13 protein-coding genes are annotated in these 14,807 nt (G+C 69.6%); 8 read left to right on the top strand and 5 right to left on the bottom strand.

The window, feature by feature from the left end; translation table 11 throughout:
- Positions 1–190: 190 nt before the first annotated feature.
- The gene (locus ACZ6ZQ_RS06750) at positions 191–886 is read right to left on the bottom strand and encodes a TetR/AcrR family transcriptional regulator (RefSeq protein WP_469767480.1); all 696 of its coding nucleotides are present in this window, start codon (positions 884–886) and stop codon (positions 191–193) included.
- A complete protein-coding gene (locus ACZ6ZQ_RS06755) occupies positions 883–2,181 on the bottom strand; it encodes a PucR family transcriptional regulator (RefSeq protein ID WP_469767481.1) in 1,299 nt (432 codons plus the stop codon). The genes ACZ6ZQ_RS06750 and ACZ6ZQ_RS06755 overlap by 4 nt, the downstream gene beginning before the upstream one ends.
- Positions 2,182–2,371: 190 nt before the next feature.
- Here ACZ6ZQ_RS06755 and ACZ6ZQ_RS06760 point away from each other — a divergent pair, with 190 nt between their 5' ends.
- The 7 genes from ACZ6ZQ_RS06760 (at position 2,372) to ACZ6ZQ_RS06790 (ending at position 8,775) form a co-directional block, all read left to right on the top strand.
- Entirely contained in the window at positions 2,372–3,130 is a 759-nt protein-coding gene (locus tag ACZ6ZQ_RS06760; RefSeq protein ID WP_469767482.1) for an ABC transporter ATP-binding protein, read from the top strand.
- Positions 3,127–3,930: an ABC transporter ATP-binding protein gene (locus ACZ6ZQ_RS06765; protein ID WP_469767483.1), complete on the top strand. Its 804-nt coding sequence runs from the start codon at positions 3,127–3,129 to the stop codon at positions 3,928–3,930. Before ACZ6ZQ_RS06760 ends, ACZ6ZQ_RS06765 begins: the two co-directional genes overlap by 4 nt.
- Before the next feature lie 5 nt (positions 3,931–3,935).
- Positions 3,936–4,820: a branched-chain amino acid ABC transporter permease gene (locus ACZ6ZQ_RS06770; protein ID WP_469767484.1), complete on the top strand. Its 885-nt coding sequence runs from the start codon at positions 3,936–3,938 to the stop codon at positions 4,818–4,820.
- Positions 4,817–5,929 (top strand): branched-chain amino acid ABC transporter permease, encoded by a 1,113-nt coding sequence (locus ACZ6ZQ_RS06775; protein WP_469767485.1) that lies wholly within the window; start codon positions 4,817–4,819, stop codon positions 5,927–5,929. The genes ACZ6ZQ_RS06770 and ACZ6ZQ_RS06775 overlap by 4 nt, the downstream gene beginning before the upstream one ends.
- Positions 5,930–5,934: 5 nt before the next feature.
- Positions 5,935–7,215 carry an ABC transporter substrate-binding protein gene (locus ACZ6ZQ_RS06780; RefSeq protein WP_469767486.1) on the top strand — a complete coding sequence of 427 codons (1,281 nt, stop codon included), beginning with the start codon at positions 5,935–5,937 and terminating at the stop codon, positions 7,213–7,215.
- A 155-nt stretch (positions 7,216–7,370) separates the two neighbouring features.
- Complete coding sequence (locus tag ACZ6ZQ_RS06785; RefSeq protein ID WP_469767487.1) at positions 7,371–7,979, top strand: carboxymuconolactone decarboxylase family protein; 609 nt, start codon at positions 7,371–7,373, stop codon at positions 7,977–7,979.
- Positions 7,972–8,775 carry an SDR family NAD(P)-dependent oxidoreductase gene (locus ACZ6ZQ_RS06790; protein WP_469767488.1) on the top strand — a complete coding sequence of 268 codons (804 nt, stop codon included), beginning with the start codon at positions 7,972–7,974 and terminating at the stop codon, positions 8,773–8,775. The genes ACZ6ZQ_RS06785 and ACZ6ZQ_RS06790 overlap by 8 nt, the downstream gene beginning before the upstream one ends.
- Positions 8,776–9,003: 228 nt before the next feature.
- Here the strand turns inward: ACZ6ZQ_RS06790 and ACZ6ZQ_RS06795 are convergent, their stop codons facing one another.
- The 3 genes from ACZ6ZQ_RS06795 to ACZ6ZQ_RS06805 form a co-directional block, all read right to left on the bottom strand.
- Entirely contained in the window at positions 9,004–9,504 is a 501-nt protein-coding gene (locus ACZ6ZQ_RS06795) for a hypothetical protein (RefSeq protein ID WP_469767489.1), read from the bottom strand.
- A 54-nt stretch (positions 9,505–9,558) separates the two neighbouring features.
- Positions 9,559–10,533 (bottom strand): hypothetical protein, encoded by a 975-nt coding sequence (locus ACZ6ZQ_RS06800; RefSeq protein WP_469767490.1) that lies wholly within the window; start codon positions 10,531–10,533, stop codon positions 9,559–9,561.
- A 414-nt stretch (positions 10,534–10,947) separates the two neighbouring features.
- The gene (locus ACZ6ZQ_RS06805) at positions 10,948–11,565 is read right to left on the bottom strand and encodes a TetR/AcrR family transcriptional regulator (protein ID WP_469767491.1); all 618 of its coding nucleotides are present in this window, start codon (positions 11,563–11,565) and stop codon (positions 10,948–10,950) included.
- 193 nt (positions 11,566–11,758) lie between these two features.
- Between ACZ6ZQ_RS06805 and ACZ6ZQ_RS06810 the strand changes: the two genes are divergently transcribed.
- On the top strand, positions 11,759–14,560 hold the full coding sequence (locus ACZ6ZQ_RS06810; RefSeq protein ID WP_469767492.1) for a helix-turn-helix transcriptional regulator: 2,802 nt from the start codon (positions 11,759–11,761) through the stop codon (positions 14,558–14,560).
- The last annotated feature ends 247 nt before the right edge of the window (positions 14,561–14,807 follow it).

Below are 14,807 nucleotides of genomic sequence, written 5' to 3' on the forward strand. Positions count from 1 at the left end.
AGAGGGGCGCACCGCGCAGGACAAGACGTCGTCGGCGAGTCACCCTCCGCATCCGTCTGAGGTCCGCTGCCCGCGCTCCTGCCCGGCTGTCAGTACCCGGCCGGTTCCGGAAGTTACACGTACCTTCAGTAACCGAACCCGCCCGGAAGGCCTGTACGACGCCTGCGCGGGTCCCTGGGACGGCCGCCGATCAGCCCAGCGGTTTCGACAAGTGCGCCAGGATTCCGCAGACTTCCTCGATGATCTCCTGAGCCTCGGCCATGTCCGCGCAGTCGCTCAGCTCTTTGGCGGCACCCCCGATCACCGTGGTCAGCACGACGCCCCGGACACGGCCGGCACGCCGCGTCTCATCCACCTCGAGCAGCCTGGCGTTGCGCCGTACCCACGAGCGGTCCCACTGCCGCCGCAGGGCGTCGAAACCGACCGGGCCGTCCTCCTGCTGCAGCAGCCTGCCGATACGCCGGTGCAGCCAGGCGCCCTCGAGATACGCCCTCGCCCCCGCGAGGAACAGCGCGATCGGGTCGGTCACGCCCTGCCCGCGCGCTGCGGCGATCACCGCCGCGGTCCGCTGCTCCTGCTCCTCCTGGAACTCCTCCCACAACGCCAGGTACAGCCCTCTCTTGCCCCCGTAATGGTGGAAGAGGCTGCCGACCCGGATCCCCGAACGCGCCGCGATCTCCGTCACGCTCGCGTTGGTGTAGCCGCGCTCGGTGAACACATCGAGCGCCGCGTCCAGCAACGCGCGCCGCGCCGAGACCTCCGCGGCGGCCGCAGCCTCTGCGGGCGTCTGCACCGTCGTCTCCGCCGCGGCCTCCGCCCCCTCTGCCGCGGTCTTCGCCGGCGTCTCCGCTGAGCCGGCCGTCCGCTCCGGATGGGTCCGGCTCACTGCACATCCTCCGATTCCCCGGCCGCGTCGCGGATGGCGAGAGCGACCAGCAGTTCCAGCAGATCGTCGATCCGGCGGGGGTTGCGCCCGGTTCGTTCCTCGATGCGGCGCAACCGGTAGTGCGCCGTGTTGTGGTGCACCTGCAGCCGGTCCGCTGCCAGCCGCAGGTTCAGATCCGCGTCGGCGAACGCCCGTACCGTGGCCGCGAGCGCACCCCCGCGCCGGACGTCCTCGTCCAGCAGGGCACTGATCCGCGGGTCGACCAGCTGGCGGGCGATGTCGTCCGCGCGCAGGGCGAGGTACTGGAACGGAGACAGCCGCGGCAGCGCCGCCACCCCTCCCCCGCTGGGGACGAACTCCAGGGCGGCTCTGGCCTCCTGGTAGGCCCGCGGCAGCTCCGCCGCGCCCCCGGCCACCGTGCTGATCCCCATCGCAAGAACCGTTCCGTCCCGGGCCAGGTGCCGCTGTGCCTCTTCGAAGCGCGCGCATATCTCGTCCGGCTCGGTGCCCGTACGCAGCACCGGCACGGCCACGACCTCGCTGTGCCGCACGACCACCAGGACTCTGGCGGCCCGCACGCCGGCGGCGGAGATCGCCGCGCTGGTGATGTATCCGCTCTCGGCGGCCGTGTCCGCTCCCCCGTGCCGGGCGCCGTCGACACCGACCGCCACGACCACCATCATCGGCACGTGCGCGCCGATGCCGTATGCCTGTGCTGCGGCCAGGAGAGGCCCCCGGGTCGGCATGTGGCCCGCGAGCAGTTGCTCGAGCAGGTCCCTGCGCTCGCGGTCCGCGTCGGCCACGACGTGCTGCTGGAACTCCAGGTAGGCCTGTGCTGCCTGGGTGCTGGCGAAGTCCATGTACCGCATCAGCGGGGCGACCAGGGTGAGCACGGCATCCTGTCCGGCGGCCGACGGACCCGCGCAGTCGCGCAGTGCCTCCCAGAAGACCTGTCGGCCGACCCGGAACGCGCTGATGAAGTCCTCCAGCGCGAACCCGGCGCGCGCCCTGCGCATCGCCGCAGCCCGGCTGAAGGCCAGCTCCTCGGGGGCGAAGCTCCGCTCGCCCGCCAGCAGCGCCAGCTGGACCCGGTAGTGCAAGAGCACCTGGTGGCGCACGTCCTCGAAGAAGTGCTCGTCCTGCACCGCGTAGGCGGGGATCTCGGCGCGCATCACTGCAAGCGCGGACTCCGTCACCTGCTCCACGCGCTCCTTCACGGCGTGCAGGATCCGCAGCCGTTCGTTGTGCAGTTGCTCGGTCAGCGGGGGCACGTTCGGGACGATCGCGCGGTACATGCCGGGATCGTCGTCGCCCAATCGTGACCAGTCAACAGGGTGGGGACCGGTTTTTCACGCCGGACTGTGCGCGGCGCACAGGGCGGCGACCTCGAAGTTGAGTGCTCGCACCCAATGCCCGTGCAGAACGGGCCCTCCTACTGTGACGCTCGCCCACTCACCCAGGGACCTTGTTGAAAGGGCGACGCCCATGCTCGAGGTTGACCGCATCACCATGCGTTTCGGCGGAATCACCGCTCTGGACGGCGTCGGATTCGCCGTCGGACAGGGCACCGCCGTGGGCCTCATCGGGCCCAACGGAGCGGGCAAGACCACGCTCTTCAACTGCCTGACCCGGCGGTGCACGCCCGACGAAGGCACGGTGCGTTACGAGGGTCAGGACCTGCTGTCCCTGCCACCGCACGCCGTGGCCGGGCACGGCATCGCCCGTACCTTCCAGAACCTGGGCCTGTTCCAGCACCTCACGGTCCGGGAGAACGTGATGGTCGGCGCTCACCACCGGGGCCGCGCCGGGTATGTCGCCGCCGCGCTGCGGCTGCCGCAGGTGCGGCGTGAGGAAGCGCGGCTGCGCTCCCGTGCGAAGGAGCTGCTGCAGCGGCTGGACCTGGCCGACGTCGCGGACCATCCCGCCTCAGGGCTGCCCTTCGGCACGCTCAAACGGGTCGAGTTGGCCAGGGCTCTGGCCGTGGAGCCGCGGCTGCTGCTGCTCGACGAGCCTGTCAACGGCCTCAGCCACGGCGAGGTCGAGGTCTTCGCCGAGCTGATCAGGGGGGTGCGCGAGGACTTCGACCTCACCCTGGTCGTGGTCGAGCACCACATGGGCTTCGTGATGGGACTGTGCGATCGCGTGGTGTGCCTGGACTTCGGACGCAAGATCGCCGACGGGCCGCCGGAACAGGTGCAGCGTGACCCGGCCGTCATCGAGGCCTACCTGGGAGCGGCGGCATGAGCGAGCAGGTGAAGGAGTCTCCCGCCGGCGAACCCATAGCACCGGACTTCCTCGAGGTGTCGGACCTGCACGCCGGCTACGGACAGGCCCGCGTCCTGCACGGCCTCGGCTTCTCCGTCGGCCGGGGCGAGGTCTGCGCGATCCTCGGGCCCAACGGCGCGGGCAAGACCACAGCCCTGCGGGCGATGAGCGGCCTGGTCAGGGGACGCGGATCGGTGACGCTGGACGGCGCCCAGCTGCTGGGCCGCTCCCCCGAACAGGCCGCCCGGCTCGGTGTGGCACACGTCCCCGAGGGCCGGGGCACGTTCAACGACCTCACCGTGGAGGAGAACCTGCGCGTCGGCGCGTATCTGCGCCACCGGCGAGGGCGTCGGGCCAGGAACGAGCGGGCTGCGGTGGCAGCGGACCTGGAGCGGGTCTACGGCTACTTCCCCAAACTGCGCGAGCGCTCACGGCAGGCGGCGGGCAGCCTCAGCGGCGGCGAGCAGCAGATGCTCGCGATCGGCAGGGCGCTGATGCTCCGTCCTGCGCTGCTGCTCCTGGACGAGCCCTCGCTGGGCCTGGCGCCCCTCGTCACCCGCGAGCTGTTCCGGATCGTCCGTACCGTCAACGAGGAGGAGCGCACGACCGTGGTCGTCGTCGAGCAGAACGCCCAGCTTGCGCTGGACATCGCGCACCAGGCGCACGTACTGGAGTCGGGCCGCCTGGTGCTGTCGGGCCCGGCCGATCGGATCCGCCAGGACGGCCAGGTCGCCGAGGTGTACCTCGGCATCTCCGTCCAGGCCCGGCAAGGCGGGTGATGCGCGTGCTGACCGAATTCCTCCAGCAGGTCGTGGAAGGACTGGGTGCCGGCTCGATCTACGCGAGCCTGGCACTGGCCCTGGTCCTGATCCACCGGTTCACCGGCATCGTCAACTTCGCCCAGGGCGAACTCGCCATGATCTCCACCTACGTGGCGTGGCAGCTGGTCGCCTCGGGGATGCCGTTCTGGCTGGCCCTGCCGGTCACGCTCGCGGTCTCCTTCGCGGGCGGCATGCTCATCGAGCGCCTGCTCATCCGGCCGGTCGAGGGAGCGCCCGAACTGACCGTCGTCATCGTCACCGTGGGCCTGTTCATCTTCGTCAACGCGGCCGCGGGCCTGATCTGGTCATTCACCGTGAAGGACTTCCCCCAGCCGTTCCCCGACGGCGGCCTCGACCTGGCAGGGGTCGGCATCGGCTGGTCGACGCTGGGCGTCATCGGCGTCGTCGCCGTGGTCATGGGACTGCTGTACCTGCTGTTCCAGCACACCAGGACCGGTCTGGTGATGCGGGCGGTCGCGGCCAATCCCGCCTCGGCCAGGCTCTCCGGCATCCGGATGGGCCGGGTACTGATGCTCGGCTGGGGGCTGGCCGCGACAGTCGGCGCACTGTCGGGCGTCCTGGTCGCCCCGCTGCTGTTCCTGGAGCCCAACATGATGGGCGGCGTTCTCATCTACGCCTTCGCCGCAGCCACCCTCGGCGGCTTCGACAGCCCGGTGGGCGCGGTGGCGGGCGGCCTGGTCGTGGGCGTCGCCGAGACCCTGGCCGGGGCCTACGTCGGATTCGTCGGCGCCGACCTGAAGATCGGCGTACCACTGCTGATCATTCTCGTGGTGCTGCTGGTACGTCCCCAGGGGCTGTTCGGCCGGGCGGCGGTGGTGAGGGCATGACCACGGGAGAACAGATCACCGAGAGCGCGTCGCGCACCGCGCGCCGGGCACGTCCGCTCGCGGCGCTGGTCATCGCGGCCGCCCTGCTCGCGGCGCCCTACTATTTCGCCCCGTTCCGGGTCTTCCAGCTGACCATGGTGCTGGTGTACGCGATCGTGCTGGCGGGCCTGAACCTGCTGGTGGGCTACGGCGGGCAGATCTCCCTCGGACACGGCGCGTTCTTCGCCGTGGGCGCCTACACGGCGGCCGTCATGCTCGACCGGTCCACCACCGGCCATCTGGCGACGCTCCCGGTCGCGGCCGCGGGATGCTTCCTCCTCGGTCTGGGCTTCGGGGTACCCGCGCTACGGCTCCGCGGCCTCTACCTGGCCCTGGTCACCTTGGCGTTCGCCGTGTTCCTGCCGCCGCTGCTGAAGCGGTTCGAGCACGTGACGGGCGGCTCCATGGGCCTGACCGTCCCCAAGCCGCAGCCGCCCTCCTGGACCGGCCTGGCCGAGGACCAGTGGCTGTACTTCCTCACCCTCACCGTCGCCGCGGTCACGCTGCTGGTCGTCCGCAACCTGGTGCGCTCGCGGGTCGGCCGGGCGCTGCTCGCCATCCGGGAGAACGAGACCGCGGCGGAGGTGATGGGGGTGAGGCTCTCCTTCCACAAGACGCTCGCCTTCGCCTGGAGCGCGATGCTCGCAGGTGCCGCCGGGTGCCTGTACACCTGGGTGATCGGCTTCGTGTCTCCTGACTCCTTCAGCATCAACCTGTCCATCACCCTGCTGGCCGGCCTCGTCGTCGGTGGCCTGGCATCCGGGTACGGGCCACTGCTGGGCGCCGCTTTCGTGATGTATGTGCCAAATCTGGCGCAGGACATCAGCCCGGCCGCGCCGGGAGTCGTCTTCGGCCTGCTGATCATCGCCGTCATGTATGTGGCCCCGACCGGCCTGGCCGGCCTGGCGGCCCGCGCCCGGCAGGGGGTCCGGCGGCGTGCGGAACGCCTCCGCCGCACCCGCCGCCGACCGGAACCCGCCTCCCCCGCGGAACCGCCCGGTCCCCCACAGCCCGACCTCCAGCCCGATCCCCAGCCCCTCACCGCACCGCCCACCACCGGAAAGGGATGATCCGGATGCGCCACACCACCGCCCTGCGGGCAGCCGCCGCAGGAATCGCCGCCCTGCTCACCGCCACCGCCTGCTCCAGTCAACGGGGTCAGGAAGACGCCGCGGCCTCGGCCGACGGCGCCTGCAAGGGCCAGCAGACCACGGGTATCACCGACAAGAGCATCAAGCTCGGCGGCATCTACCCGATGTCCGGGCCGGCCTCCGCCTACGGCACCATCAGCAACGGCGTCAGCGCCTACTTCGAGTACGTCAACGCCGAGAAGGGCGGTATCGGCGGCCGCAAGGTCGAGTTCATCGTCCGTGACGACGGCTACCAACCGCCGAAGGCCGTGGAGGAAGCCCGAAGACTGGTGGAACGGGAGAAGGTCTTCGCCGTGTTCCAGACGCTGGGAACGCCCTCCACCTCGGCCGTGTGGGACTACCTCGACCAGCAGAAGGTGCCACAGCCGTTCGTGGCCACCGGCGCCTCCAAGTGGGGTACGGACACCCAGCACCCGTGGACCATGGGCTGGCAGCCCAACTACGTCGCCGAGTCCCGGATGTACGCCGACCACCTCAAGAAGGAGAGGCCGAAGGCCAAGGTGGCCGTGCTCTTCCAGAACGACGACTTCGGCAAGGACCTGCTCGGCGGCTTCAAGCAGGCCGTCAAGGGCAGCGACGTCACGGTCGTCGCCGAGGAGAGCTACGAGGTCACCGACCCGTCCGTCTCGGCCCAGATGACCAGCCTCGCCCGCTCCAAGGCGGATGTGCTGCTGAACATCACCACGCCCAAGTTCGGCAGCCAGGCCCTGGCCGCGGACGCGAAGAACTCCAAGTGGAACCCGCTGCACATCGTCAACAGCGTCTCAGCGTCGACCAGCGTGCTCAAGCCCGTCGGCTTCAAGAACGTGCAGAACGTGGTCTCGGCCACCTACTTCAAGGATCCCGCCGACCCCCAGTGGGCTAATGACGCGGAGATGCAGACCTACCGTGCGGCCATGAAGAAGTACGCCCCGGACACCGATCCCTCGATCCAGTTCAACGCCTACGGCTGGGCCGTGGCCTCCAGCCTGCACAAAGCCCTCGACGCCATGGAATGCCCGACGCGAGAAGGGCTGAGGGACTCCATCCAGAAGCTCAAGGACGTCAAGGTGGACATGCTGCTCCCGGGCGTCGCTCTGAACACGGGCGCCAAGGACCGATTCCCCATCGAGACCATGCAACTCGTGCGCTTCCAGGGAGAACGGTGGGTCCTGTTCGGCGAACCCCTCGACACCCGCAAGGAGTTCGGCCCCGTCACCGGCTGACGTCCAGCTGACCGGGAGGGACCGGCTCCCGCCCACCGGCCGGCCCTCCCGGTCCCCACGGACCTGCCACGCCCGTCCCCACCCACGCGCCCACGCCACCGCGGACCAGGCACCCACCCCCAGGGTTCGCGTGGGCGCCTCTCCCTGGAGGCTCCATGCCGGAGCGAGACCCTGTACGGCACGACAGCGCCCTCCCGCGACTCGTGCCCGTGCCCGAGGACGACTGGGATGCGCGGACCCGCCATCTACTGGCCGACGCCCCTCGGGACCCGGGGGGCCGGGTCCCGAATATCTTCACCACTCTGGTGCGTCATCCCGAGCTCTACGAGCGGTTCATGCCCTTCGGAGGCCAGTTGCTCCGCCGGGGCCGGCTCTCGGGAAGGTTCCGTGAACTGCTGATCCTTCGCACCTCGTACAACACCGGCGCCCCGTACGAGTGGGGACGCCATGTCCCCCTGGCCAAGGCGTCGGGACTCACCGACACGGAGATCGACCGCATCGCCCAGGGCCCGGAGGCCGACGGGTGGACCCACGTCGAAGGCTGCCTCATCCGGGCCGCCGACGAGCTGAACCGCGATGCACGGCTCTGCGCCGCCACGTGGCAGACGCTGGCCGAGCACTTCAGCGACGCGGAGCTGATCGAGATCAGCATTCTGGTGGGTCAGTACCACATGGTGGCGTTCTTCCTGAACTCCGTCGGTGTGGAGCTGGACCCGGGTTTCGACGGCGCAGGACTTGCGGGAGGGAACGGGAGCGATGAGTGAGAGGGAACGGGACCACGCCGCCCGACGGCTCGCGGGCCGCAAAGTGCTGGTGGTCGGCGCGGGCACCCGTCCCGACGACGCCCCGCAGGCGCCCGTCGGCAACGGCAGGGCGATCGCCGTTCTCGCCGCCCGTGAAGGTGCGGACGTGGCCTGCGCCGACGTCGTCGGTCCAGCCGCAGCCGTGACTGCCGGCCTGGTCACCGCCGAAGGTGCCCTGGGTGTTCCCGTGGTCGCCGATGCCACGCACGCGGAGCAGTCGGCCGCCATGGTCGCCGAAGCGGTCCGCGGGCTGGGCGGGCTCGATGCGCTGGTGGTCAATGTGGGGGTGGGCCTCGGCGTGGGACTGGCGGACTCATCACCCGAGGAGTGGGACCAGGTTCTCGGCCTGAATCTGCGTGCGCCCTTTCTCGCCGCCAAACACGGCCTTCCGTCGATGGCCGATGAAAGCGCCGTCGTCTTCATCGGGTCGGTCGCCGGACTGCGAGCCGCGACCGGCTCTCCCGCCTACGACAGTTCCAAGGCCGGCCTGTTCGGGCTGACCCGCCATGTGGCGAGGGAGGGAGCAACACGAGGCATCCGCGCCAACATGGTCGTCCCTGGCCTGATCGACACGCCGATGGGCCGCCATGCATCGGCGAACCGGACTTCCCGGGCGGCCTCCTTCGCCCGCATTCCGCTCGGCCGTCAGGGCACCGCCTGGGAGGTGGCGGAGGCCGTCACCTTCCTGCTCTCCGATCGGGCCTCCTACATCACTGGCCAGAGCCTGGTGGTGGACGGTGGTCTCACCGCGGTGTGACAGCAGGGTCGCGCGGGACAACGCGCCGGCGCGGGCCGGACTGCGGTGGCCGCCGTGGGCGGACGGTCGCGGCTGTCCCGCTCGACCCTGCTGTCACACCCACAGCCGGCGCCCGCACCAGGGAGCTGCGCAAGACCGACGGCGGCGACCTGTCGGTCACGGGCAGTCCACGCCCGTGCTGCCCCTGCCCGAGGTCCGCACAGCCGCTTCAGAAGCACTGGGTGCCACTCAGGACTGGCTGTTGAGGAACCCGATCCCCACGGCCCCCCACCACCCGACCTGGGAAACCACGACGGACATCGCTCCACGCACCAGCAGCCGTCTGTCCACCTGCCCTCCCGCCTGCTCGGCGAGGGAGCGGTGCAGAGCGTGTGCGTGCACGCCGTTGAGGGCGACGAGGAGAACCAGTCCCAGCTTCACCCTGGTGGCTGCCAGTGTCAGGTCCGGGCCGAGAACGGCACCACTGATCACCATACCCGTCAGACCGGACCAGACGAGCAGGTGCAACGGACCGGTGAAGTCCAGCACTTGACGCAGACTGCGCCGCCCCAGCAACCAGAGCAGCCCGTAGTAGTCAATGGCCTGCACGGTGCCGAGTCCCAGGATCAGCGCTGCCAGGTGCACGAAGAGTGCCGCGGCGCGCAGCGCAGGGCCGGCTTCGAGTTGCCGCGCCGCACACACGCCGGCCGCCCACACCAGACAGACCAGGGCGTCAGCGACACCGATCATCCAGCCGGGCACCGGCCCCCGGACCCGATCCGTCCCATGACCCTGCGGCACTGATCAGTCCTCGGCCACCCAGCCGGCCATGATGCCCATGACGCCGCCGTGCGAGTGTCCTGCGCTCTCGTACCTGCTGGTGATCTGCAGGACGTCACCCCGCTCGATAGTGCCGAGCGGATCGCCGCTGCACGGCGGCATGTCCGAGATCTCCGTATTTCCATGGAGGTCGATGAATTCGGGGCTTCCGCCCTCCTCCGCCACGATGTTGCACAGCAACTTTCCCGTGGTGAGGTTCTCCGTGCGCACAGAGCGGCCCGCGTGGTGCAGGTGGCCGCGCATGTGGACAAGCCTTCCGGAAATGGTGGAGCGCCACCGCCTGACCTCTTCACTGACGCCGTCCGGAGCGTCGTACGCACTGCCGAGACAGCCGCCCGCATCCATCCAGATCGGGGTCACAGGCCGGAGCCTCGAGCCCGCGGCGGATTCATGGGTGAAGGTGAAGGTGATGTAGACGGTCTTCTTTTGAGCCGCATGGTTCATGAGGTCGTAGAGCATGTTCCAACGCTCGCCCCGGCGCACCTTGATGCCGTATCCGGAGGGCAGGACACTTTCCACTCGCTCGTTCCCGGAGGCGAATTTCCGCTGGGGGCCGCGACAGACGACGTCGCTCGTCGAGTGGGTGCCCAGCACCGCGTGGTGGAGCATCGGACCGGTGTTGACGTTGGCGTTCGACCCGTCCGGGTAGACGAGATTCGGCTTGAAGCCCGTGATGAAGCAGTCGTCGCACGGCTTCTGGACGTTCAGCGCGAGGCGGTTGCCGGTTTCGCCGTGGTCGTGGCCCGATGCGGCGGGAAGGGTGAACGGCCCGTAGCGCACGGTCGTTGTCGTCCTGGCATCAGGGGCTCGGTACACCGTGGACGTGGACACCTGCTCTGCGGCGGGGACCGGGGCGGCTGCGGTGACGACCAGTGCAGCGGTGGTTCCCAATGCGGTGAGGATCAGTGGGGCAGTGAGGGGCAGACTTCGCTGGGACATGTCTCTCTCCGTTTTGAGATCTGGAGTTGACTGCCAGACAGGCAAGGACCTGTTGCGGAAATCGGCGCGGGATATCCCAGACTGCCGAACCGATTCTCTCCCGGTCGCGTCCACAAGAGGCGAGGAGCTTTTACGTAGGGAGAAATATCGGCCCTGGAATCGGGCGTCCGGTTCACACGTGTACGGGCCTTGCTGCGGCTCACCGGTAGAGTGGCGTGCGCCTTTTACGGTGTCAACGAAGGCTGGCGCAAGTAAAATCAGGTGACGACACTCGTGATGCACTGACCAGCTTTTTCCCTGAATTTGCTGCCGCTCTCACTGGGGCAAGACCGGTGACTTCACTGATTCATGGCCGTACCCGCCGGTGATGGGCGTCGCCCTGGCCATCGCCGAGGCGACGCCGCGGAAGCCCTCTCAGCGGGTTCGTTCGGCAGGGCCCAGCCCGGCGAACAGAACGTGCATCAGAGAGGTCCAGGCACCGTGGTCCGGGCTGTCCGCCCTCACTGCGGCGAGTACGTCCACTCCCAGGGACACACACAACACAAGGCGGGCGCAGGCCGCCGCATCGATCAGCGGGTCGAACGTGCCGTTCCGCTGGCCGAGTTCAACCAGGTCCCTCAACTTGCTCTCCACCCGGTCCAAGGCAGCGTGGACCTTGCGGGCGACCTCGGCGTCGCGCCTGGCGGCTGTGAGCGCTTCACTGACCAGCGGCGCCCAGGTCGCCTGACGCTGATCGGAGAGATCCGTGACGATCAGCGCGAGGACATCGGCGGGTTCGGCCCCGCTGCTCAGAGCCTGGGCGAGCTTGTGCGATGCCGCCGCCAGGCCGTAGTCGACCGCCTCGGCGAGGAGTTCGGCCTTGTTGCGGAAGTTGCCGTAGATCGCCCCGGTGGAGAGGCCGGCTCGGCGGGCTATGTCCTGCACCCGCGCGCGGTCGTAGCCCTGCTCACCGAACTCCTGGACAGCAGCCTCGACCAGGCGTTCACGGATCACCGGCCTGGACGGCCTCGCGAAGGAATCAGGCTCTGCCACGCCCCCAGCCTAGGACCTGTCCGGTGGATCAGGCCCTAGCCGCGTCATGCGGCCGGTCCGCTCGGAGCCAGGGCGATCTCTCGCTGCTCGTTCTCGGCTCGACCAGGATGCGGGCCAGGATCCTCTCTTGCACTCCTGGTTGCGAATAATCATTATTCTTGACCAGGGTCAGTCCATCCAGGAGGCGTACGTCATGACGTACGGCACCAAGCACACCATGGTCGGCAGACGGGCCGAACACCGACAACTCGCCGCGTGGATCGAGGCCTGCCGCAGTGCGAGGAAGGGTGGTGCACTGCTGGTAACGGGAGACCAGGGAATCGGCAAGACCACGCTGATCCGTCACGCCGCGCACCTCGCGCAAGGGTTCCACACCGTACGCGCTGACGGAGTGCAGGCGGAGCAGAGCCTGCACTACGCAGCGGTACAGCGAATGGTCCGGCCCTTGGCCGTCGGCGTACGCCGCCTCCCGCCGCACTTGGCCGAGTTGCTGGAGAAGGTACTTCTCGGCCTGGAACCACCGCCCCAGGAGCGGCCGCTGATCTCCGTCGCGGTGCTCGCCCTGCTGTCGCGGAGCTCCGTCAGGCGCCCCGTGCTGGTCAGCGTCGATGACCTGCAGTGGGTCGACGCCGAGTCACAGCACGTCCTCGGGCTTGTGGCCCGTCGGGTCAGCACCGAACGGGTCCTGGTCCTGGCTGGTGCCAGTGCAGACAGTGAGGCATCCATGCTGATGCCGGGTGTGCCGGTACTGCATCTGACGGGCATGAGCGACCGCGACTGCCTACGGCTGGTCGAACACCGCCACCCGTCAGCCGTGGCGCCCGCCGTATGCGAGGTACTCGTCCATGCCGCCAACGGCAATCCGCTGGTCCTCCTGGAACTCCTGCGGACGCTGAACCCCGGTCAGCTGGCGGAGCTGCCACGGCTGCCCGACCCACTCCCGATGGGGCCGCGGCTGACCCAGCTCAGGCTCGCGCCGTTGCGCGAGCTCTCCGACGACTGCCGCCGACTGCTCACACTGCTGGCCACGGAACCGCGCCTGGATCCCCCAGCACTGTACCGAGTGGCCCAACTGGCAGCGATCGACCCCGCGGCACTGAAAAGCGCCGAGGTGGCGGGGTTGATCACTGTGTCGAGGACGACCTTGTCCTTTCGCGACGCCGCCCTCGCCCGGGCCATCCGCCAGAGTCTGGATCTGAACGAACGGCACTGGGCGCACGAACTCCTGGCGCGTGCGTTCGCGGCCGGCCACGACGACCGTCGCGGCTGGCACGAGGCCGCCCTGTCGACGGAAGCGGACGCAGGTCTGGCCGACGAGCTGGAGCGCCAGGCTGCCCGAGCGCGTCGGCACGGCGAGCCGTGCCACGCTGCCGTACTGATGGAGCGCTCAGCGGAGCTGACCGATGAGGACGGTCCGCGGGCCGGCCGCCTCGTCGCCGCTGCCACCTGCAGCAGTATGGCCGGGCGTCTGCGGCGTGCCGCCCGGCTGCTGGAGCAAGCGGAGGTGCTGGGCGGTGCGCAACGCCCGTCCCTGCGAGGGGACATCGCTTTTCTGCAGGGCGTGCTCTCGCTGCACCAGGGCACACCGGACGACGCCTACGACGCTCTGCTGACCGCAGCGGATGTACTGACCGTCAGCAACGCCCGTCTCGCGGCCAAGGCACTGGCCGCGGCAGGAGAGGCCGGCCTCTACGCGGGAAGTGAGGACTTGCCGGTACGGGCGGTTCGGCGGGCGCGGGCGCTTCTCGGTGGATCCGAGGTCCCGGACGAACCCGACGCCCGGCTCGCCGCCCACTGCCTTCTCGGAGTCGCCGAGTCTTTACGAGGGCTGCCCACCGCGGGCATCCGGCTGCGCAAGAGCGTTGCAGATGCCGCGCAGGCGGAGGACCCGCTCCTGCTTTCCTGGGCAGCCCATGGAGCACTGTTCACCGCCGACGACACCCACGCCCGTTCACTGGCGGCACGTGCGGTGGCACTGGCGCGCAGGGCAGGTGACCTCCCGACGGTTGCCCATGCCATGCAGTACCTCGCCTACTCCGAGTGCTGGCTGAGCGGACCGGACTCCGCGCGGCTCATCGCGACCGAGGCTCTGCGGCTGGCCCGCGGAACGGGCCAGCTCACTTGTGTACGCAGCCTGATGGGGATGCTGATGCTCGCCGCCGGGCTCGCCGGTGACGCCGAGACCTGCGAGCGGTACGCGGGCCGGGTGGTCGACGAGGCGGCGGAACACGGAAACGGACTCGCCTGCGCCCTCGGCCTGTGGGGACTGGCGCATGTGGATCTCGCCTCGGGACGCTGGGATGAGGCGGCTGCGAAGCTACGGCGGATCACCCGCATGAAGCCGGGGCACCCCGGTGTCGCACTCCAGGCGGTGCCCGCCTATGTGGAGGCCGCCGTCCGGGCCGGGCTCCGCCCGCGGGCGGAACGAGCCACCGCGGCGTTCGCACGGTGGGCGGAGGGGGTCGGCCAGGGCTGGCCGACCGCGCTGTCGGCCCAGTGCCGCGCGGTCCTGACAAGCGGAGACCCCGAGGAGCACTTCCGGCTCGCGCTACGCCTGCACCCGCCCCGTGACCGTGAACTGGAGCTGGCACGCACCAACCTCCTCTACGGCGAGTACCTCAAGCGCGAACGCCGGCGCGCCGAATCCCGTGTCCAGCTCCGAGTGGCCGAGGAGATCTTCCGCAGGCATCGGGCCCGGCTGTGGCTCGATCGGGTCCGTGCGGAGCTGCGCGCCAGCGGTGGCAACGCGGCTGCCGAAGCCGGGGACGGTACCTACGCGGCCGACTCGGCGAGGACGAGGAACCTGACCGCCCGTCAACGCGAGATCGTCGGGCTGGTCGCGGCGGGCGCGACCAACAAGGAAGCGGCAGCGCGGCTCTGCCTGAGCCCGCGCACCGTCGACTACCACCTTCGCCGTGTCTTCCAGCAGTTGAGCATCACGTCGCGCGCCGAACTCATCCGGTGGTTCGGCGCCGAATCCGCCCGGAGCCGGTGACGCCAGCGGCTCACGCTCACAAGTCCACTTCCCAAACAGGGCATTACAGCTGGTCAAGTGGTGTGTGGGCTTTTGACGCAGTGGCGGAAGAGGACCTCGACGCTCTGACCCGCACGGCGGGCGCATTCGGCCGGGTCCGCACCGGAGTACAGCCAGAACGAGATCCCGCCGTGCCGGAGGTCGTGAGTCCGCTTGGTCGGGCCGGCAAACCGTCATGCTCGGATGCCCCTCGCACAACGCTGAACCG

This window comes from Streptomyces sp. NPDC053673, assembly GCF_055585225.1.

Bases quoted from the DNA above. Each gene is read 5' to 3' on its own strand.
- ACZ6ZQ_RS06775 (WP_469767485.1), top strand. From the start codon at position 4,817: ATGACCACGGGAGAACAGATCACCGAGAGCGCGTCGCGCACCGCGCGC.
- ACZ6ZQ_RS06760 (WP_469767482.1), top strand. From the start codon at position 2,372: ATGCTCGAGGTTGACCGCATCACCATGCGTTTCGGCGGAATCACCGCT.
- ACZ6ZQ_RS06755 (WP_469767481.1), bottom strand. From the start codon at position 2,181: ATGTACCGCGCGATCGTCCCGAACGTGCCCCCGCTGACCGAGCAACTG.
- ACZ6ZQ_RS06780 (WP_469767486.1), top strand. From the start codon at position 5,935: ATGCGCCACACCACCGCCCTGCGGGCAGCCGCCGCAGGAATCGCCGCC.
- ACZ6ZQ_RS06790 (WP_469767488.1), top strand. From the start codon at position 7,972: ATGAGTGAGAGGGAACGGGACCACGCCGCCCGACGGCTCGCGGGCCGC.
- ACZ6ZQ_RS06795 (WP_469767489.1), bottom strand. From the start codon at position 9,504: ATGATCGGTGTCGCTGACGCCCTGGTCTGTCTGGTGTGGGCGGCCGGC.
- ACZ6ZQ_RS06765 (WP_469767483.1), top strand. From the start codon at position 3,127: ATGAGCGAGCAGGTGAAGGAGTCTCCCGCCGGCGAACCCATAGCACCG.
- ACZ6ZQ_RS06810 (WP_469767492.1), top strand. From the start codon at position 11,759: ATGACGTACGGCACCAAGCACACCATGGTCGGCAGACGGGCCGAACAC.
- ACZ6ZQ_RS06800 (WP_469767490.1), bottom strand. From the start codon at position 10,533: ATGTCCCAGCGAAGTCTGCCCCTCACTGCCCCACTGATCCTCACCGCA.
- ACZ6ZQ_RS06785 (WP_469767487.1), top strand. From the start codon at position 7,371: ATGCCGGAGCGAGACCCTGTACGGCACGACAGCGCCCTCCCGCGACTC.